At 71.1% G+C, this 18503-nt stretch carries 12 protein-coding genes and 1 pseudogene; 7 read left to right on the top strand and 6 right to left on the bottom strand.

The annotated features are described in order from the left end of the window. Positions 1-386: 386 nt before the first annotated feature. Entirely contained in the window at positions 387-1418 is a 1032-nt protein-coding gene (locus AB0G10_RS27925; RefSeq protein ID WP_360927805.1) for an alpha/beta fold hydrolase, read from the bottom strand. A 121-nt stretch (positions 1419-1539) separates the two neighbouring features. On the opposite strand from AB0G10_RS27925, the pseudogene AB0G10_RS27930 reads away from it, so the two are divergent. Beyond that, positions 1540-3219 (top strand): annotated as a pseudogene (locus AB0G10_RS27930) (GMC family oxidoreductase); the annotation flags it as partial. Between the two features lie 296 nt (positions 3220-3515). Then, positions 3516-4943, top strand: coding sequence for an NAD(P)/FAD-dependent oxidoreductase (locus AB0G10_RS27935; RefSeq protein ID WP_360927808.1), 1428 nt, complete (start codon positions 3516-3518; stop codon positions 4941-4943). Between the two features lie 16 nt (positions 4944-4959). Here the strand turns inward: AB0G10_RS27935 and AB0G10_RS27940 are convergent, their stop codons facing one another. The 4 genes from AB0G10_RS27940 to AB0G10_RS27955 form a co-directional block, all read right to left on the bottom strand. Then, positions 4960-6144 carry an FAD-binding oxidoreductase gene (locus AB0G10_RS27940; RefSeq protein WP_360927961.1) on the bottom strand — a complete coding sequence of 395 codons (1185 nt, stop codon included), beginning with the start codon at positions 6142-6144 and terminating at the stop codon, positions 4960-4962. After that, the gene (locus tag AB0G10_RS27945) at positions 6138-6578 is read right to left on the bottom strand and encodes an Rrf2 family transcriptional regulator (RefSeq protein ID WP_360927964.1); all 441 of its coding nucleotides are present in this window, start codon (positions 6576-6578) and stop codon (positions 6138-6140) included. Before AB0G10_RS27945 ends, AB0G10_RS27940 begins: the two co-directional genes overlap by 7 nt. 105 nt (positions 6579-6683) lie before the next feature. Beyond that, a complete protein-coding gene (locus AB0G10_RS27950) occupies positions 6684-8105 on the bottom strand; it encodes a glycoside hydrolase family 43 protein (protein ID WP_360927811.1) in 1422 nt (473 codons plus the stop codon). An 11-nt stretch (positions 8106-8116) separates the two neighbouring features. Then, positions 8117-10618 carry an alpha-L-arabinofuranosidase C-terminal domain-containing protein gene (locus tag AB0G10_RS27955; protein WP_360927814.1) on the bottom strand — a complete coding sequence of 834 codons (2502 nt, stop codon included), beginning with the start codon at positions 10616-10618 and terminating at the stop codon, positions 8117-8119. Between the two features lie 229 nt (positions 10619-10847). On the opposite strand from AB0G10_RS27955, the gene AB0G10_RS27960 reads away from it, so the two are divergent. The 4 genes from AB0G10_RS27960 to AB0G10_RS27975 all read left to right on the top strand — a co-directional run bounded on the left by AB0G10_RS27960 (position 10848) and on the right by AB0G10_RS27975 (position 16269). Beyond that, complete coding sequence (locus AB0G10_RS27960; RefSeq protein WP_360927817.1) at positions 10848-11417, top strand: EamA family transporter; 570 nt, start codon at positions 10848-10850, stop codon at positions 11415-11417. 118 nt (positions 11418-11535) lie between these two features. Continuing rightward, complete coding sequence (locus AB0G10_RS27965) at positions 11536-13656, top strand: PhoX family phosphatase (RefSeq protein ID WP_360927820.1); 2121 nt, start codon at positions 11536-11538, stop codon at positions 13654-13656. A gap of 175 nt (positions 13657-13831) precedes the next feature. Beyond that, on the top strand, positions 13832-15343 hold the full coding sequence (locus AB0G10_RS27970) for a glycosyltransferase family 39 protein (RefSeq protein WP_360927822.1): 1512 nt from the start codon (positions 13832-13834) through the stop codon (positions 15341-15343). After that, positions 15340-16269, top strand: a complete 930-nt coding sequence (locus AB0G10_RS27975) for a phosphoglycerate dehydrogenase (RefSeq protein ID WP_360927825.1) — start codon at positions 15340-15342, stop codon at positions 16267-16269. The genes AB0G10_RS27970 and AB0G10_RS27975 overlap by 4 nt, the downstream gene beginning before the upstream one ends. Here the strand turns inward: AB0G10_RS27975 and AB0G10_RS27980 are convergent. Then, positions 16261-16833: an XRE family transcriptional regulator gene (locus tag AB0G10_RS27980; protein ID WP_360927828.1), complete on the bottom strand. Its 573-nt coding sequence runs from the start codon at positions 16831-16833 to the stop codon at positions 16261-16263. The two genes, AB0G10_RS27975 and AB0G10_RS27980, sit on opposite strands and share 9 nt — an antisense overlap. 79 nt (positions 16834-16912) lie before the next feature. Here AB0G10_RS27980 and AB0G10_RS27985 point away from each other — a divergent pair, with 79 nt between their 5' ends. Next, positions 16913-18490, top strand: a complete 1578-nt coding sequence (locus AB0G10_RS27985; RefSeq protein WP_360927831.1) for a bifunctional NAD(P)/FAD-dependent oxidoreductase/class I SAM-dependent methyltransferase — start codon at positions 16913-16915, stop codon at positions 18488-18490. Positions 18491-18503: the final 13 nt, after the last annotated feature.

The raw sequence follows: 18503 nt of genomic DNA on the forward strand, positions 1-18503 counted from the left end.
AGACAGATCAGCCAGCGGTCGGCGCGGCGGTGACAGACGAGCCGTCTGTCGACCCGGTGGTGACGGGTCCGCCGCCGGTCGGCGCGGCGGTGGCAGATGAGCCGGCGGTCGGCGCGGTGGTGACGGATCCACCAGCGGTCGCCTCGGCGGCGTCAAGGCCACCGGTGGCCGGTCCCGTGGCGTCAAGTCCACCGGCGGCCGGCCCGGCACTGCGGAATGCCCGAATGGTCAGGCGGGCGGCAGCAGCCCCTATGGTCCGGCGGCTGCGAATCCGGGAAGCCTTGTGCGGATTCCCTTTCGTGCCGGGCTGTGGAATCCGCTGCGGAAGAGGGCCTCCGCTGCCCAGCCTAATCCGCGATCGGGCGGCCGCCAACGCATTTGTCCCTTTATGCGTTCAGGAGGATTTCCGCGCAGCGGGTGGGGTCGTCGGCGAAAGGTAGGTGGCCGCATTTGGGAAGGGTGATGTGACGTGCTTTGGGGAGGATCTTCTGGGCTTGGCGGGACTGGTTGTAGGGGAGTACCGCGTCTTTTGTGCCCCAGGCGATCGTGACGGGGATGTCCGGCAGGGCGCCCAGGTTGCCGGCGGTCCAGGGAGGTAGGTGGGCGAAGGCGTTCCTCGCATCGGTGAAACCGGGGCAGGTGGCGAGGTTCTGGGCTGCTGCCAGGGCTTCGTCGGGGTTCAGGTGGGACGGGCGGGCGTAGAAGACGGCGCAGAAAGCTGCCCGGGACGCTCGGTTGTTCATGATGGCCGGGAGCCGGCGGGACAGGCGGCGGGCTCCGGTGCGGGCCGTCGTCACCACTGTCTGGCACCAGATACGGCCGGGGGTGGACCAGAAGCCCACCGGGGCGAAGGCTGTCACTGAGCGGGCTCGGCCTCGGCGGCCCAGTTCGAGGGCTACGCCTCCGCCCAGGGAGCTGCCGGCTATGTCCGGGGTGGGGAGGTCCAGGTCGTCGAGGAGGTCGGCTACCCGGTCGGCGAACCATGGCACCGAGCCGGGCCGAGCCCCGCGCGGAGTGCCGCCGGATGCCTGCGCCGAGGCGCGGAGTGGCTGCGAGGGACCGCCGGGTGATTGCGGGGCAGTGCCGGGTGGCTGCGAGGAAGCGCCGGGTGATTGCGGGGCAGTGCCGGGTGACTGCGAGGGGGCGCTGGGTGGCTGCGGGGCAGTGCCGGGTGGCTGCGTGGGAGTGCCGGGCTGCTGCGGGTCGGTGGCTGCCTCGGAAGTGGTGCCGGGCGGTCGTGGCGAGCTGTGCGGTGGCTGCGGGGAGGAGCCGAAGCCGGGGAGGTCGAGGGCTATCACGTCCCGGTGCTGGGCCAGCCGGTCCAGGATGGGCGACCACACCTGCCAGTGGCTGCCTATGCCGTGGATCAGGACCAGGGGGCGGCCGGTGCCCCCGCGGTGGAAGGAGAGGTCTGCCATGGAGGTGAAGGGTGCACCATCGCCGATCTTCGGGCGGGGTGGTGGCATCGGAATCTGCGGTGTGGGCCACAACGGAAAGGTGTTGTTGACATGTTGCCAATAGCGGTGTGATGGTACGGCGATGTCGGACGACTATGACGTCCTCGTGATCGGGTCCGGGTTCGGCGGCAGTGTGGCGGCGCTGCGGTTGACGGAGAAGGGCTACCGGGTCGGCGTGCTGGAGGCGGGGCGCCGGTTCGCGGACGAGGAGTTCGCGAAGACCTCCTGGCGGTTGCGTGACTATCTGTACGCGCCGGCGATCGGCTGCTACGGCATCCTGCGCCTCACCCTGCTCAAGGACGTGATGATCATGTCGGGAGCCGGGGTCGGTGGGGGGTCGCTGGGGTATGCGAACACGCTCTACGAGCCGCCCGACGCGTTCTACGCCGATCCGCAGTGGGCGTCGATCACGGACTGGAAGGCCGAGCTCGCGCCCTACTACGAGCAGGCCAAACGCATGCTCGGCGTGACGACGAACCCGGTCGGCACGGCGTCCGACGAGGCGTTGCGGGCGGTCGCCGAGGATCTCGGAGTGGGCGCTACCTTCCGTCGTACGCCCGTGGGTGTCCTTTTCGGAGAACGGCCCGGCGCCGAAGTCCCGGACCCCTTCTTCGGCGGGGTCGGACCTGCTCGGCGAACCTGTACGCTCTGCGGCTCGTGCATGACCGGCTGCCGGACCAACGCGAAGAATACGCTGGTCAAGAACTATCTCTACCTCGCCGAGCGGGCGGGTGCGGTGGTGCACGAGCTGACCACGGTGCGCGCGGTCCGGCCCGGGAAAACCGCGAAAACCGGGGAGACCGGGAAAACCGGGAAGGCCGGCTACGTCGTGGAGACGCGGCGCACCGGCGGGCGGCGGAAGAGGACGTTCACCGCGCAGCAGGTGGTCTTCGCGGGTGGGGCGCTCGGCACGCAGCGGCTGCTGCACCGGATGCGCGACCGGGGGCTGCTGCCGCGGATCTCGGCGAAGCTCGGTGAGCTGAGCCGGACGAACTCGGAGTCCATCCTGGGCGCGCGGACCCGGCGGAAGGACCGCGACTTCAGCCACGGCGTCGCGATCACCTCGTCGATCCATCCCGACCCGGTGACGCATGTGGAGCCGGTGCGGTACGGGCCGGGCAGCAACCTGCTGGCGCTGCTCGCCACCGTGCTCGTCGACGACGCCGGCCGGACCCCGCGCTGGTGGGCGGCGGCGAAACAGCTCGCGAAGGCGGGGCGTGACCTGCGGCTCTACGTGTCGCCGCGGAACTGGTCACGGGAGACGATCGTGCTGCTCGCGATGCAGCCGCTGGACAACTCGATCACCGTCCACACGAATCGGGGGCGGCTCACCAGCCGGCCGGGCATCGGCGAGCCGAATCCGGTGTGGGTGCCGGCCGCGCACGATGTCGCCCGGAGGGTGGCCGCGAAGGTGGACGGCGTCGCCACCGGGGCGATGACCGAGCTGGTGGGACGGCCGGTGACCGGGCACTTCATCGGGGGTTGCGCGATCGGCGGCGATCCCGCGAGTGGGGTGGTGGACCCCTATCAAAGGCTTTTCGGGTACGAGGGATTGCACGTCATCGACGGATCCGTGGTGGCCGCGAACCTCGGCGTCAATCCGTCACTCACGATCACGGCGCTGGCCGAGCGGGCGGTCGCCCTCTGGCCGAACGCGGGCGACTCGGATCCGCGGCCGGCGATGGGAGCCGGCTATATGGCGATAAATCCGGTCATACCGCAGAGTCCGATCGTGCCGGCACACGCTCCGGCGGCGCTCCGGCTGATTCCGAGGCCGCCGCGGTCGTCAGAGCCAGAGGGACAGTCGGAGCCGGAGCGGCAAGTGGAGTCGGAGCGGCAGGCTGGGCTCGAACACGCGGCGGGGGAGTGCGTGCCGCCAGGCCCGGAAGTAGAGGGCGATCAGGTGGCGGCCGGGCCGGGCGTGAGGGGCGATCAGGTGTCGGCCGGGCCGGGTGTGAGGGGCGAACAGCTGGCGGCCGGGCCTGGAGTGGTGGGCGAGGGGCCGGGCGGCGCGGGGGCTGGGATGGGTGCTGGGCAGGAGACGGCGGGGCCGCGGGCATGACGAAGATTGTGATCATCGGGGCCGGGTTCGGCGGGATTGCCGCGGCCGTTGAACTGCTCAAGGCCGGCTATGACGATCTGATCCTGCTGGAGAAGGCGGATCGGATCGGGGGAGTGTGGCGGGACAACACCTATCCGGGGTGTGCGTGTGACATTCCGGCGCCGCTGTATTCATACTCGTTCGCCCTCAATCCCGGGTGGAGCAGCCGTTTCCCGCCTCATCAGGAGATCCTGGCCTATCTGGAGGAGTGCGCTGAGCGGTTCGGGGTGAGCGGGCGGATCCGGTTCGGGACGGAGGTCGGTGACGCCGTCTGGGACGGGGCTCGCTGGACGGTGACGACCACGGACGGGGAAGCGATCGAGGCCGATGTGCTGATTCCGGCGGTGGGGCAGTTGTCCCGGCCGTCGGTTCCGCATCTGCCGGGCGCCGAGACGTTCCGCGGGGTGGCCGTGCACACCGCGCACTGGTCGGCCGGCGTGCCGATCGAGGGGCGGCGGGTCGCGGTGATCGGGACCGGGGCCAGTGCGATCCAGCTGGTGCCGGCGATCGCGGGGCGGGCCGCGCACATCGACGTGTACCAGCGGACGCCGCCGTGGACGCTGCCGAAGCCGGATCGCCGTTACGGGCGGGCGCGGCTGGCCGCGTACCGGAAGATGCCCTCGCTGATGCGCGCCTCGCGCGCCGGCACCTGGCTGCTCACCCTCGTGACCGGCGCCGCGGTGACCGGGAATCGGTTCGCGGACCGGGTGGTGCGCGGCATCTCGCACCTGCAGCGCCGCATCCAGGTGCGTGACCCCGAGCTGCGCGCCAAGGTCACCCCGGACGAGCCGATGGGCTGCAAGCGCGTGCTCTTCACCAACGCGTGGCTGCCGGCGCTGGCCCGGCCGGACGTCGACCTGGTGACCGAGAAGATCGTCGCGGTGACCGAAACCGGCATCCGGACGGCGGACGGGGTGGATCATCCGTGTGACGTGCTGATCTACGGGACGGGCTTCGCGGCGACCGAGTTCCTCGTGCCCATCCGGGTCACCGGCCGGGACGGCGTGCTGCTCGAGGACGTGTGGCGGGAGGGCGCGCACGCCTACCTCGGCGTCACGGTGCCCGGATTCCCCAACATGTTCCTCGTCTACGGTCCGAATACGAACACCGGGAACACGTCGGTGATCTATTTCCACGAGGTCCAGGCGCGATACATCGCGCAAGCCGTGCGGGTGGTCGATCAAGGCGGAAAACCCTTGGAGGTACGGGAGGAGCGTTCCGATGCGTACGATCGGGAGATCCAGTCCCGGCTGGCGGACAGTGTCTGGGTCGGTTGCCAGAGCTGGTACCGCACCGCCAGCGGGCGCGTCGTGACGAACTGGCCGGGCAAGGCCCAGGAGTACCGCCGCCGGGCGGGACGCCTGGACCGCGCCGATTTCCACTGACGATGCAGACGACGGCTCAGAGGGCGGCGGCGGGCTCCGGGGCGGGCCGCCACTGCTCGGAGCCGAACACCTCGTAGCGGATCCGCTCGTCCGGGATGCCGCGCAGGTGCAGGCCGGCCCGGACCGTCTGCATGAACGGGACGGGCCCGCAGAGGTAGACCTCCGCGTCGGGGTGCACGGGCAGCGCGTCCGGGTCCAGGAAACCGTCGGTCTCCTCGTACCAATGAAGGGCCTGGAATGATCGCAGGCGATTCCCATTGGCGATCATGTCGGCGCGCAGGGCATGCCGCTCCGGACGGCGCTCGGCGTGCGCGGCGACCACCTCGCGGGCGGGCTGGGTGCGGGCCACGTGCTCCAGGATCGCCGCCATCGGGGTGATCCCGACCCCGGCGCTGACCAGCAGCAACGGGCTGTCGCCGGGCTGCAGCGTGAGGTCGCCGAAGGGCTGGCTGACCAGCAGCGTGTCGCCGGTACGCACCCGGTCGTGCAGGTGGCCGGAGACGGCGCCGCCGGGGACGCGGCGCACGGTGATCCGCAGGGTGCCGCCGGTGGCGGCCTGGGAGAGCGAATACTGCCGCAGCTGCCGCCCGTCAGGCGATAAATCCGCATTTATCGTGATGTACTGCCCGGGCAGGAAGTGCGGCGCGGGACCGCCGTCGGCGGGGGTCAGGACGAACGAGCAGGTGTCGTCCGCCTCCGCGATTCTGCTGGCCACCACGTACTCCCGCCAGGGATCCGAACCGTCCACGCCGGCCTCCGCGTAGAGCCGCGCCTCCCGCCCGATCAACCGGGCCGCGAACAGCCAGTAGACCTCGTCCCAGGCGGCAGCGATCGGCGGCGTGACGGCGTCGCCGAGGACCGTCCGGACCGCGCCGAGCAGGTAGCGGCCGACCATCGTGTACTGCTCGGGGCGGATGCCGAGGGCGCAGTGCCGCTGGGCGATGCGCTCGACGATGTGGTCGAAGGCGGCGGCGGGCGGGCCCTGGCCGACCAGGTGGGCGGCGTACGCGGCGACCGCGCCGGAGAGGGCGCTGCGCTGCTCGCCGGTGGCCTGCGCGCTGCGGCTGAACAGGTTCAGCAGCTCCGGATTCTCCCCGATCATCGTCTCGTAGAAGACGCCGGAGATCGCTTCGAGGTGGTCGCCGACGACCGGCAGGGTGGCCTCGATAATCGGTGTGCTGGATGTGGACAACATCAGGATGTCTCCCGGTAGCGGCCGAGGGTGAGCAGCGTCCGGCGGACCGGTGGGGCGGCCAGGTCGCTGATCGTGAAGGGGTCGAGAGACGCGTAGAACGCCTCCTGTGCGGCCCGCAGCGCTCCCCGCAGCCGGCAGCCGCCGCTGAGCGGGCAGGCGGGTTCGCCGTCGCAGTCCGCCACCTCGGTCTCGCCTTCGAGGTCGCGGATCAGCTCGCCGGCCGACGCGTCCCGGGCGGTGGCGGCGAGGCGGACGCCGCCGTTGCGCCCGCGGACGGTGTCGAGCAGACCCCGGTGCTGGAGGCGCTGGACCACCTTGGCGAGGTGGCTGCGCGGGACGGCCAGGGAGGCGGCCAGCTCGTCGATGGTGAGCAGGTCGTCGCGGGCGGCCGCCAGCATCAGGATCCGCAGTCCGATGTCGGTGGAGCGGTTCAGTCGCACATGTCGACCGTACGGAAAGAGGACTCTGAAAGTCCCCTTCTGCGGCAGCGAAAAGGATCACCGTGAAGAAGGGACCTCCGGCCCTGGCCGGAGGTCCCTCACCGATCAGCTCAGGCGGAACGCGGTCGCCCTGTCGGAGACCGTGATGGCGCCGCCGACGTGCCGCAGGTACCGGCCCGCGGCGACCCGGATGGTCACCCCGTCCCGGGTCGCGATCCGGGTGACCGGCGTGCCGGTCGCCGACAGCGACACCGCGCTGCCGCTGACCGTCACGAACTTCGCCGGCTCGTCGACCGACTGGATCGTCTCGGTGCCGTCCGCCGCCTGCACGAACCGGAACTGGGTCTTCTCCAGGTCGCGGGGCGCCTTCTCGGCCTTGATCACGTCGCCGGTGTGCCGGACGAACGAGCGCGGCGCGTCGGACGGCGAGAGCCGGACGATCGGGCCGCCGTCACCGACCGGGATGCCGAAGAGCGGCGTCCCGTCCTCGTGCCAGTAGAGCTTCTGCACGCGGGTGTGCCGGTTGGGGTCGTACAGCGGGTCGCCGGTGATGTCCCGGTAGTCGCGGGCGTGGTAGACCAGCACGTCGGTCCTCCCGTCCTCGGCCACGGTGAACGAGTTGTGCCCGGGGCCGTACCGCTTCGTCTTCTCGTTCGTCACGAAGATCGGGTCCGGCGTCTTGACCCAGCTCTCCCGCTTCAGCAGGTCCGCGTCCGCGTCGGCGGTGAGCAGGCCCATGGCGTAGCGGGCGTCGGTGGCGCTGGCCGAGAAGGTGAGGAACACCCGGCCGTTGCGGATCAGGACGGCCGGTCCCTCGTTCACCCGGTAGCCGAGGATCTCCCAGCTCAGGGTGGGCGTCGCGATCCGGGTGGGCTTCGTCGCGAACGTCCACGGGTTCGCCATCCGGGCGATGTAGAGGCTCGAGTTCACCGCGATCTCCGGCTCGCTCTGCGCCCACACGAGGTATTGCTTGCCCTTGTGGGTGAACGACGTGGCGTCCAGCGTGAAGCCGTCCCACTCGGTCCTGAGCCGGCCCTTCAGCGTCCAGCCGGCCGGGTCGCGCGGGTCGTCGAGCGACGACTCGAGCACGTAGGTGCGGATCCGGAACACGTCGTCCGCGTCGCCGGCCGCGAAGTAGATGTACCACCGGCCGCCGATCCGGTGCAGCTCCGGCGCCCAGATGTGCCCGCCCATCGTGCCGCTCGCGGGCCGGCGCCAGATCACCGACTCCTCGGCGGTGGACAGGCCCTCGATCGTGCTCGCGCCCCGGACGACCAGGCGGTCGTACTCCGGGACCGAGCCGGTGAAGTAGTAGGTGCCGCCGATCGGCCGGGTGATCCACGGGTCGGCGCGCTGGCTGATCAGCGGGTCCTTCGTGGTCACGCCGTAGATCTCGGCGTCGGTGGGCGGCGTTCCGGGCCGCGGGGCGCCTTCGGCACCCGCGGCGGTGAGTCCGGCGAGAGCTCCGGCGGTGGTCACTCCGAGAGAACCCCGGAGCACCGTACGGCGACTGATCGCGATCGTCATGTCTCGCTCCTTCAGCGGGTCGTCTTGATGCGGAGGAAGCTGACCGAGTTCGCCGGGAACTCCCTGGTGAACGACGAGCCGAGGCCGTGGACCGTCGACGTCCGCGGAAGGATCGGCTCGGCCGACCGGGTGTTCTGCTCGCCCGGGTCGCCGGTGATCACGGTGAGCCGGCCGGTCTTCGCGACCCTGCGGCCACCCAGGTCGACCTTCGTGACGGCCGGGGTGTCCTGCGCGTTGACCACCTTGACGATCAGCTCGCCGCTCCTCGTGTCCTCCGTGACGACCTGCGCGAAGGGCTCGGTGACCTTGTTGTCGTCGAAGCCGCCCCACTCCACGCCGTCCAGGAACAGCGTCACCTTCGTACCCCTGACCTGGATCTTCAGGTCGTAGGTGCGTCCGGTGGTGACCGTGTTCGGCTTGGTGAGGATCTGCTCCTTGGCGCTGGTGATGCCCTTCTCGACCGCGCCCTGGGTGTTGTTCCAGCCGCCGAGGTTCCACCAGTAGAACTGGCCGGTCTCCTGGATGCCGAACGCGACCAGGAAGCCCTCGGCGCCGGCGGTCTTGGTGGCCTTCAGCGTGTAGTCGTAGTCCGACTCGCCGATCGTGGCCGCCTTCACCATGGTGTCCTCGGTGTCGGTCGTGGTCTGCGTATAGGCGCCGTTCGTGACGGTCCAGTTGCCCCGCGGCTGCACGGCGGTCCAGCCGTCCGCGTTCCCGTCGTCGAAGTCGTCGCTGTAGAGCACCGTGCCGTCCGGCCGGGTGACCTTGACGTCGTCGTAGGTCGCGGCGGTCCGCCAGGTGGAGAGCCCGATCGCGCCGGTGATCGGCTTCGGCTGGACCACGGCGCCGGTGACGCTCGTGGGCACCACCCGGTCGCCGACGTTGTTCATGAAGAGCTTCTGCACCTGGTAGCTGGTGGAGCCCCACGACTCGTCGTTGTCGAACCAGATCATGTCCGGCTTCCACTGGACGTTGTCGACGTTGGCGAGCAGCGGCGCGTAGGACGCCATCTTGACGACGTCGGCGTTGCGCTCCAGGCCGGTCATGTAGGCGGCCTCGGCCAGCGAGTTGTAGAGCTTGTTGTCGAGCGACGCGTACTCGCCGAGGAAGACCTTCGGGCCGTTCCGGTCGTACGAGTCGTACCGGTCGTTATTCTGCAGGAACCAGCTCGGGCTGTTGTAGTAGTGCTCGTCGACCATGTCCGAGCCGTGCTCACGGTTCTTGGCCCAGAGGTTGTCGAACGTGGCGCCGGTGTCGTCCGGGCCGGAGTTGCTCACGACCGTGATGTCCGGGTATTTCGCCTTGATCGCCGACTCGAACCTCAGGAAGTTCGCCCAGTACTCGTCCGGCAGGTTCTCCTCGTTGCCGACCGCGATGGTGGTCAGCCCGAACGGCTTCGGGTGCCCGGCGGCGGCGCGGACCTTGCCCCAGGTGCTGGTGGCCGGGCCGTTGGCGTACTCGATCAGGTCGAGCGCGTCCTGGATGTGCCGCTGGAGCAGCGCCTCGTCCACGGTGGCCCGGTTCTGGCCGCAGCCGGTCACCAGGGCCGGCAGCACGGGCAACGGCATGGCGCCGATGTCCTCGGAGAACTGGAAGTACTCGTAGTAGCCGAGGCCGTAGGTCTGGTTGTAGCCCCAGAAGTTCTTGTTGGTGGCCCGGGTCTCGACCGGCCCGACCGTGTCCTTCCACTGGTAGGCGCGGGCCCGCGGGTAGTTGCTCGCGGCGTCGTAGCCGTACATGCTCCCGGTGTTGACGAGGCAGCCGCCGGGGAACCGGACGAAGCCCGGGTCCAGGTCGGCGACCTTCTGGGCCAGGTCCTTGCGCAGGCCGTTGGCGCGGCCCTTGTAGGTGTCCCGCGGGAACAGCGAGATCTCGTCGAGCCGGACCGCGCCGCCGGTTGCGACGGTGAGGCGGGCGACGTCGCTGGTCGCCGTCGCCTTCAGCCGGCCGGTGTACTTCTTCCAGGTGTCGCCGGTCGCGGTGATCGTGATCGGTTTCGCCAGCGCGGTCCCGTCGGCGAGGTGCAGGGAGACGGTGAGCGCGGCGCTGCCGCGGGCCCAGACCGAGAATTCGTAGCCGTCGCCCTTGCGCACGGCGATGGCGCTGCCGGTGCTCGGGCTCGGGAAGCCGGCGTTGGTGAGGGTGGCCGCGCCGGTCACCGTGAGGTAGTTGCGGTTGCGCTCGTTGAGCCGCTGGTCGTCGTTGGTGACCGTGGCCGGGCCGGCCAGCGTCCACCCGGTCAGGCCGTTCCAGCCGGCCGCGTCGGTGCCGTTGAACTCGAACGAGCGGTTGCGGAGCAGTTCGGCGTAGAGGCCGCCGTCGGCCGCGTAGTTGATGTCCTCGAAGAAGACGCCGTACATCGATTTCGGGATCGCCGCGCCGGTCGCGGCCGGGTTCACGGCGATCGTGTAGTCCGGCTCGACCGCGTGCGCGGCGACCGGGGGAGAGACGGCGAGCGGCAGCGAGACCAGCACGGCCGCCGCGCCGGCGATCTTGGATTTGGCCAGGGGCATGGATGGGTCCTCCGGTGTGTCGGGGATGTTTCCGGTGGACGGAGCTGTGAAATGTGTACGCAAACATCGACCGACGTGTCAAGAGTGGACCGTCGATGTATTTCCTGCGCAAGAGCCCTTACAGTGCGGGTATGAAGATCTTGTTAGCGCTCACTCTTGGTGGTTCCTAGCGGAGGGCTTCCGGACCGCTCCGCCGTTGTCAATCGCTTGTCCCGGGGCTTGTACCGCGATGGTGGGGGCGGCGGCCGCGCTGGCGGGCATGACCCTCGCCGGCTGGCCGGTGCCTCCGGCCTCCGCCGGGCGGGCGGGGAGTCCGGGCCGTCCGGATGACCCGTTCCGGGAGGGTCGTTCGCCCGGGTCGGTGAATCGCCGGGCCGTTTCCTGTGCGGCCGGGGCGGCGATCGGCTTCGGGGCCTACTTCGTCCTCCTGCACGAGGCGGCGCCCGCTGATCCGTACGGGGCGGCCGCCTGCGCGAGGATCGCCGGAGGGATCTCCGCGCTGCTCCTTCTCGGCGCCTGGCTCGCTCGGGCGGGGCGGCGCGTTCCGCGCGGCGGGTGGCCCGCCGCGGCCGTCGTCGTGGTGCTGCCCGGCGCCGCGGGACTGCTGGACACCGTCGCCGACGGAGCGTTCGCGGGCGCGGCGGCCTCCGGGACGGTGGGGACGGCCGCCGTGCTGGCCGGCATGTACCCGGCCGTCACCGTGCTGCTCACGACGGCGGTGCTGCGGGAGCGGCTTCCTCGTGTCCATCTGGTGGGAGTGCTGAGCGCGCTGCTGGCCGTGGCCTGCCTGGCCGCCTGACAAACGTGCGTCGACGTTCATCTCTCGTTCACCCCGGCCGGGTGATCGCTTAGATCTGGGCTCTTAGCGTCCGGGCATCTCGTCACTGGCACGGTGACGGCATGACCGAGGAGATCTGATGTCCGACCTGAGTCGCCGGCTTCTTCCGCTACTGGGCAACCCAGGGCACAGCGGCGGTGCACGCGACGCGATGACCTGCCTGTACCGCTGCGGCAACGCGTGTGACCACCCCGCTCCGAACCAGTCGGCCAACCCGTACCTCGGCGACATCGTCAACGCCGAGATGAGCCGCCGGGGCGTGGTCCAGGCCGGCGCCGCGGGTGCGCTGGTCCTCGGCCTCGGTGGCGCGCTCGTGGGTGCGAGCCCGGCCGCCGCCGCCCCCGCGGCCGCCCCGCTCGCGCACGGCGGCGGGCACAAGCCGGTCCCGCAGAAGGCCGGCAAGCTCACCTTCCAGGCCGTCGCGCCGAACACCGCCGACGCCGTCACCATCCCGCCGGGCTACCGGAGCTCCGTGGTGATCCGCTGGGGCGACCCGGTCGTTCCCGGCGCGCCGGCGTTCAGCCTGACCGGCCAGACCGGCGCCAGCCAGTCGAAGCAGTTCGGCTACAACAACGACTTCGTCGGCGTGATCCCGCTGCCCGGCGAGAAGGACCGGGCGCTGCTCGTGGTGAACCACGAGTACACCAACGAGGACCTGATGTTCCCGGGCTTCGTCAGCCAGGACGCGCTCACCCGGGACCAGATCGAGGCGGCGATCGCGGCCCACGGCCTCTCCGTCGTGGAGATCGAGCGGGTCGGCCGGTCCGGCCAGTGGAAGCCGGTGAAGAGCCGCCGGCTGCGCTACAACAAGCGGATCACGGCCCTGGAGACCGAGTTCAAGCTCACCGGCCCGGCGGCGGGGTCGGCTGCGCTGCGGACCGCGGCGGACCCGAGGGGCTACACCGTCATCGGCACCCTGAACAACTGCGCGGGCGGCGTCACCCCGTGGGGCACCGTGCTCTCCGGCGAGGAGAACTTCAACCAGTACTTCGTCGGCGGCGACGCGGTCGACGCGGCCACCAAGACCAAGTTCAACCGGTACGGCATCACCACGACCGCCCGCTACCCGAGCGGCTCGCGCAAGTGGGACCGCGTCCAGGAGCGTTTCGACCTGGCGAAGCACCCGAACGAGGCGAACCGCTTCGGCTGGATCGTCGAGATCGATCCGCTGAACCCGGACGCCCCGCCGCGCAAGCACACCGCGCTGGGCCGGTTCAAGCACGAGGGCGCCAACGTGATCGTGGCCCGCAGCGGGCACGTCGTGGCGTACATGGGCGACGACGAGCGGTTCGACTACCTCTACAAGTTCGTCTCGGAGAAGAAGTACATCTCCAGCGACGCCCCCTGGGCCCGTAAGCACAACCTCTCGCTGCTCGAGTCGGGCACCCTCTACGTCGCCAAGGTGACCGGCGACAGCCCGGCCACCGAGATCGACGGCACCGGCAGGCTGCCGCGGGACGGGAAGTTCGACGGCAAGGGCGTCTGGATCAAGCTGGTCTCCGGCAAGCGCTCGTTCGTCCCCGGCATGACCGCCGAGGAGGTGCTGATCAACACCCGGTTCGCCGGTGACGCGGTCGGCGCCACCAAGATGGACCGCCCCGAGGACGTGCAGCCGAGCCTGCGCACCGGCAAGATCTACGCGGCGATGACCAACAACACCAACCGGGGTGTCGGCACCAACGCGCCGGCCGACGAGGCCAACCCGCGCAACGCCAACAAGCACGGCCACATCTTCGAGATCGTCGAGGACTGCGGCGACCACACCGCTACCAAGTTCACCTGGTCGCTGCCGATCGTCTGCGGCGACCCGGCCGCCGCCGACACCTACTTCGGCGGGTACGACAAGACCGCCGTGTCGCCGATCTCCTGCCCGGACAACGTCGCCTTCGACAGCGCCGGCAACCTGTGGATCTCGACGGACGGCAACGCGCTCGGCACCAACGACGGCCTCTTCGCGACGCCGATCGAGGGCAGGGAGCGGGGTCACCTCAAGCAGTTCCTCACCGTGCCCAAGGGCGCCGAGACCTGCGGCCCGTTCGTGACCTCCGACGACAAGTCGGTCTTCGTCGCCGTGCAGCACCCCGGTGAGATCACCGGCGCCTCGGTGGAGAAGCCGGCGTCGGTCTGGCCGGACGGCGACTACGCCAAGCCCGGCGTGGTCGTCACCTGGCGTCCCGACGGCGGGGCCGTCGGCAGCTGACGTCCTTCCCGTGAACGGCCGCGGTGCGCGATGCGCCGCGGCCGTTTCCGTGTATCGGACAGGTGGTTCGACGCGCCGAGGGCCGGTGACCGCCGAATTCCGGGCCAATCTGAACCCGGGACGGCCGGACCCTCGTGTTCCTGGCCGTGACGGCGAAACCTCGGCGGGGTGACAGGTGACCGACTCAGCGACGGACGTGACGACGAGGCCGGCCCGGCGGCTGCACACGACCGACGTGCCGGCCGAGCCGGAGCCGCGCCGGACCCGCCGGGCCCGGTGGCTGCCGGACCTGCTGCCGGCACTCATCTCCGGCGTCCTCATGCTCGGCATCGCGCTCGTCCAGGCCGGCCGCCCGGTGCTCAGCTGGGACGAGGTCACCTCGGCCGAGGTCTCCCAGCGGACCGTCGGCCAGATCCTCGACCTGGTGCGCAACCTCGACGCGGTCTTCGGCGCCTACTACGTCTTCCTGCACTTCTGGACCGGCGTGGCGGGCACCTCCGAGGTGGCGCTCCGGCTGCCGTCGATCGTCGCGATGGCCGGCGGCGTGGCGCTCGCGGCCGAGCTGGGCCGGCGGCTCTTCACCCCGCTCACCGGGCTGGTCACCGGACTGATCCTGTGCCTCGTGCCGAATACGACCCGGTACGCCGCCGAGGCCCGGCCGTACGCGTTCGCCTGCTTCTTCTCGGTGCTCGCGCTGCTGTTGCTGCTCGGGGCGATACGGCGCGGACGCCCGTACCGATGGGTCCTCTACGGCCTGAGCGTGACGCTCCTGGGTCTCTCCCACCTGCTCGCCCTGACCACCCTCGTGGCGCACGCCGTGATGATCGGGATGGTGGCCTGGCGGGGCCGCCGGAGGCCGGCGCTCACCTGGGCCGGGACCGTGCTGGCCGCGCTGCTGCCGCTGCTGCCGATCGCCTGGCTCGGCGCGCGTCAGCAGGACACCCAGCTGCACTGGGTCGCGCCGATCACGATGGCCCGGATCCGGGGGATGCCCGCCGACGTCTTCGGCTCGCGCGAGGTGGCCTGGCTCGTCGTCGGCATGGTGGTGCTCGCGTCGTGGCGGCCGCTGCGCCGGCTCGCGCCGCCGGCCGCGCTCGTGCTCGGCCCGACGGTGACGCTCGCCGTGGTGTCGGCGCTGGCCTCGCCCATGTGGGTGGCGCGCTACCTGCTCGTGGTGCTCGCGCCGCTGGCCATGCTCGCGGCGATCGCGCTGAACGGAATGAGCCGCGCGCGGATGGTCGCGGTGCTGCTCCTGATCGCCTTCGTGGCCATTCCCGGACAGCGGGCCGTACGGAAGCCCGCCGCCAAGGTCGGCCCGGACTACCGGGCCGCCGCCGCGATCATCGGCGAGCACGAGCAGCCCGGCGACGTGATCGTCTATCCGCCGAAGAACCGGGCGATCCGGGCCGGGATGGACTACTACCTGGACCGGCAGCCGACGAGGCCGGAGGATCCGCTGGTCAAGGTGCCGTCGGAGCGCACCGGGTGGCTGATCGCGGAGGAATACACTGATATTTCCGAAATATCGGGCGCGCGGCGGCTGTGGATCGTCGTCGGTGATCGCCGTGACGATGCGACGACAGCACGGCCGGACTGGAAGCCGGTGATCGACGACGACTATCGGCGGACCGGCTTCTGGCAACCGAAACGGGCAACGGTGGCCCTCTATGAAAAAGTGGCCGGATGAAGGTCCTGCTGCCCGACACCATCGCACTCGATCTGGGTTTCCCCGCGGCGACGTACCCGGCCGGCGAGCCGATCCCCGAGGAGCATCTCGACGCCGAGGTGCTGGTCACCTGGGGCAACTCGGCCGGCAACCTCGCCGACGCGGCCCGCCGGCTGACGAGGCTGCGCTGGGTGCAGACCCTCGCCGCCGGCCCGGACGCCGTGCTCGAGGCCGGCTTCGCCCCGGAGGTCGTGATCACGGCCGGGCTCGGCCTGCACGACCGGACCGTCACCGAGCACACCCTCGCCATGATCCTGGCCGCGGCCCGCCGCCTGCACCTGCTGGTCCGCGCGCAGATCGGCCGGCGCTGGGCGGAGGAGCTCGGCGGGATCCAGCCGGTGCACGAGGCGACCGCGTTCCGGACGCTGCGCGACGCCAACGTGGTGATCTGGGGCTTCGGCGGCATCGCGGCCACCCTCGCGCCGATCCTCACGACGCTCGGCGCGACGGTGACCGGGGTGGCCCGCAGCGCCGGGACCCGGCACGGATTCCCGGTCGTCGCGGTGAGCGACCTGCCGGCCCTGCTGCCCCGGACGGACCTGCTGGTCTCGATCCTCCCGGCCACCCCGGAGACGGTACGGGCGATCGACGCGGAGGTCCTCGACCGGCTGCCGGCGCACGCCTGGGTGGTGAACGTCGGCCGGGGCGCCGTGCTCGACGAGGCGGCCCTGCTGGACGCGCTGCGGGCCGGCCGGATCGCCGGGGCGGCCCTCGACGTCTTCGCGACCGAGCCGCTCCCGGTGGAGTCGGGCCTCTGGGACGAGCCCAACGTGATCATCACGCCGCACGCGGCGGGCGGGCGTCCCCTCGGCGCGGAGAAGCTGATCCTGGAGAACCTGGCGGCGTTCCGGGAGGGCCGGCCGCTGCGCAACGTGGTCTCACGCTGACCGCGACCGGGCCCGTACGTGCACCCGCTCGCCCTGCGGCCCGAAGATGCTGATCATCTCGGCCGGGACGGTGCCGCCGTTCAGCACGAGGTGCGGGAGCCGGGTATCGAACTCGACGGCCTCACCCGGCTCCAGCGTCAGGTCGTGCTCGCCGAGCAGCAGCCGCACCTTGCCGGAGAGCACGTAGAGCCACTCGTACCCTTCATGGGTCTTCTGCTCGGTGAACTCCGGCTCGCCGGCCGGGATGATCGTCTTGAACGCCTGGAGGCCGCCCGGCTTGCGGGAGAGCGGGATGAACGTCCGCCCGTGCCGCACGATCGGCTTGGCCCGCACCCGCGGGTCACCGGTCTCCGGCGCGTCGACCAGCTCGTCGAGGCTCACCTGGTAGGCCTTCGCCAGGGGGAGCAGCAGCTCCAGGGTCGGTCTGCGGCTGCCCGACTCGAGGCGGGACAGGGTGCTCACCGAGATGCCGGTCGTCTCGGCGAGCTGGGTGAGCGTGATCTCCCGCTGCTGCCGCAGCTCGCGGAGCCGGGGTCCCACCGCGGCGAGCTCGTCTTTTGCCATAACAGCAACTTTAGTTGCCGCTTTTCGGGAGCCTGGTGCACGGTGAAGGCCAAGCGGGAAAGCAACGGAGGGAAGACCGATGCAGCAGGATGCGTACGACGTCGTGGTGATCGGGGGCGGCGCCGCCGGCCTGAGCGGGGCGCTGGTGCTGGCCCGCTCCCGGCGGTCGGTGCTCGTCGTCGACAGCGGTGAGCCGCGCAACGCACCGGCCGCACACATGCACAACGTGCTGGGGCACGACGGGCGGCCGCCGTCGGAGCTGCTCGCGGCCGGCCGATCGGAAATTTCCGGATATGGCGCTGAATTTGCCGAAGCGACCGCGATGTCGGCCAAGAAGCACGACGGGGGCTTCACCGTCACGCTGGACGACGGCCGCCAGGTCGAAGCCCGGCGGCTGCTCGTGACGACCGGGCTGGTCGACGAGCTGCCGGCCGTGGACGGGCTGCGGGAGCGCTGGGGCCGGGACGTGGCGCACTGCCCGTACTGCCACGGCTGGGAGCTGCGCGACCAGCGGATCGGCGTGATCGTGAGCAGCCCGCTCGCCTTCCACGCCACCCAGATGTGGCGTCAGCTCAGCCCGCACGTGCTCTTCCTGCTCAACGGCGGCCCGGCGCCGGCCGGCGAGCAGGCCGAGGAACTGGCCGCCCGGGCCATCCCGGTGGTGGCCGAGAAGATCGCGTCGGTGGAGGTGGCCGGGGACCGGATCACCGGCGTACGGCTGGAGACCGGCGCCGTGGTGGCGCTCGACGCGCTCGCCGTCGGGCCGCGGTTCGTCGCCCGGTCGGCCGTCCTCGAGTCGCTCGGACTCGAGGCCGCCGACTTCGCGATGAACGGCCACGTGCTCGGCAGCCACATCCCGGCCGACCCGAACGGCGCCACCGCGGTGCCCGGTGTCTGGGTGGCCGGCAACGTCACCAACCTGGGCGCCACCGTGGCGGTCGCGGCCGCCGCGGCGCAGACCACCGGCGCGATGATCAACATGGACCTGATCGCGGAGGAGACCCGGGAGGCGGTGGCGGAGTACCGGCACCGGATCGCCACGATCTTCGAGGAGGACGCCTGGGAGGAGCGGTACCGCGGCCGCGACGCGGTGTGGAGCGGCAACCCGAACCCGCAGCTCGTCGCGGACGTGGCGGACCTGCCGGCCGGCCGCGCGCTGGACGTCGGCTGCGGCGAGGGCGCCGACGCGGTCTGGCTCGCGCAGCGCGGCTGGCAGGTCACCGCCGTGGACATCGCGACGGTGGCGCTGGGCCGGGCGGCCGGCCACGCGGCGTCGGCCGGGGTGGCCGACCGGATCACGTTCCGGCACGCCGACCTGCGTGCCGAGGCGCCCGACGCGGGTTCGTACGATCTCGTCTCGGCGCAGTTCATGCACCTGCCGCCGCAGGAGCGGCGGGAGCTCTGGGCGAACCTGGCCGCCGCCGTGGCGCCCGGCGGAACGCTGCTGATCGTCGGCCACCACCCGTCCGACCTGGCCACCTTCGTGGGCCGGATGCACTTCCCGGACATGCTCTTCACGGGCGAGGAGATCGCCGCGACGCTGGACCCGGCGCAGTGGGAGGTCACCGCGGCGGAGACGCGCCCGCGCCCGGGCAAGGACGCCGCGGGTCGCGAGATCACCATCCACGACGCGGTGCTGGTGGCCAGGCGTCGCTGAGCGGAAATGCGGT

The organism is Actinoplanes sp. NPDC023714 (assembly GCF_040639855.1).
In the GTDB taxonomy this organism is placed as follows: Bacteria; Actinomycetota; Actinomycetes; order Mycobacteriales; family Micromonosporaceae; genus Actinoplanes.

Coding starts and splice junctions, on each gene's coding strand:
- AB0G10_RS27955 (WP_360927814.1), bottom strand. CDS start 10,618: ATGCCCCTGGCCAAATCCAAGATCGCCGGCGCGGCGGCCGTGCTGGTC.
- AB0G10_RS27950 (WP_360927811.1), bottom strand. CDS start 8,105: ATGACGATCGCGATCAGTCGCCGTACGGTGCTCCGGGGTTCTCTCGGA.
- AB0G10_RS27985 (WP_360927831.1), top strand. CDS start 16,913: ATGCAGCAGGATGCGTACGACGTCGTGGTGATCGGGGGCGGCGCCGCC.
- AB0G10_RS27980 (WP_360927828.1), bottom strand. CDS start 16,833: ATGGCAAAAGACGAGCTCGCCGCGGTGGGACCCCGGCTCCGCGAGCTG.
- AB0G10_RS27965 (WP_360927820.1), top strand. CDS start 11,536: ATGTCCGACCTGAGTCGCCGGCTTCTTCCGCTACTGGGCAACCCAGGG.
- AB0G10_RS27935 (WP_360927808.1), top strand. CDS start 3,516: ATGACGAAGATTGTGATCATCGGGGCCGGGTTCGGCGGGATTGCCGCG.
- AB0G10_RS27975 (WP_360927825.1), top strand. CDS start 15,340: ATGAAGGTCCTGCTGCCCGACACCATCGCACTCGATCTGGGTTTCCCC.
- AB0G10_RS27925 (WP_360927805.1), bottom strand. CDS start 1,418: ATGGCAGACCTCTCCTTCCACCGCGGGGGCACCGGCCGCCCCCTGGTC.
- AB0G10_RS27960 (WP_360927817.1), top strand. CDS start 10,848: ATGGTGGGGGCGGCGGCCGCGCTGGCGGGCATGACCCTCGCCGGCTGG.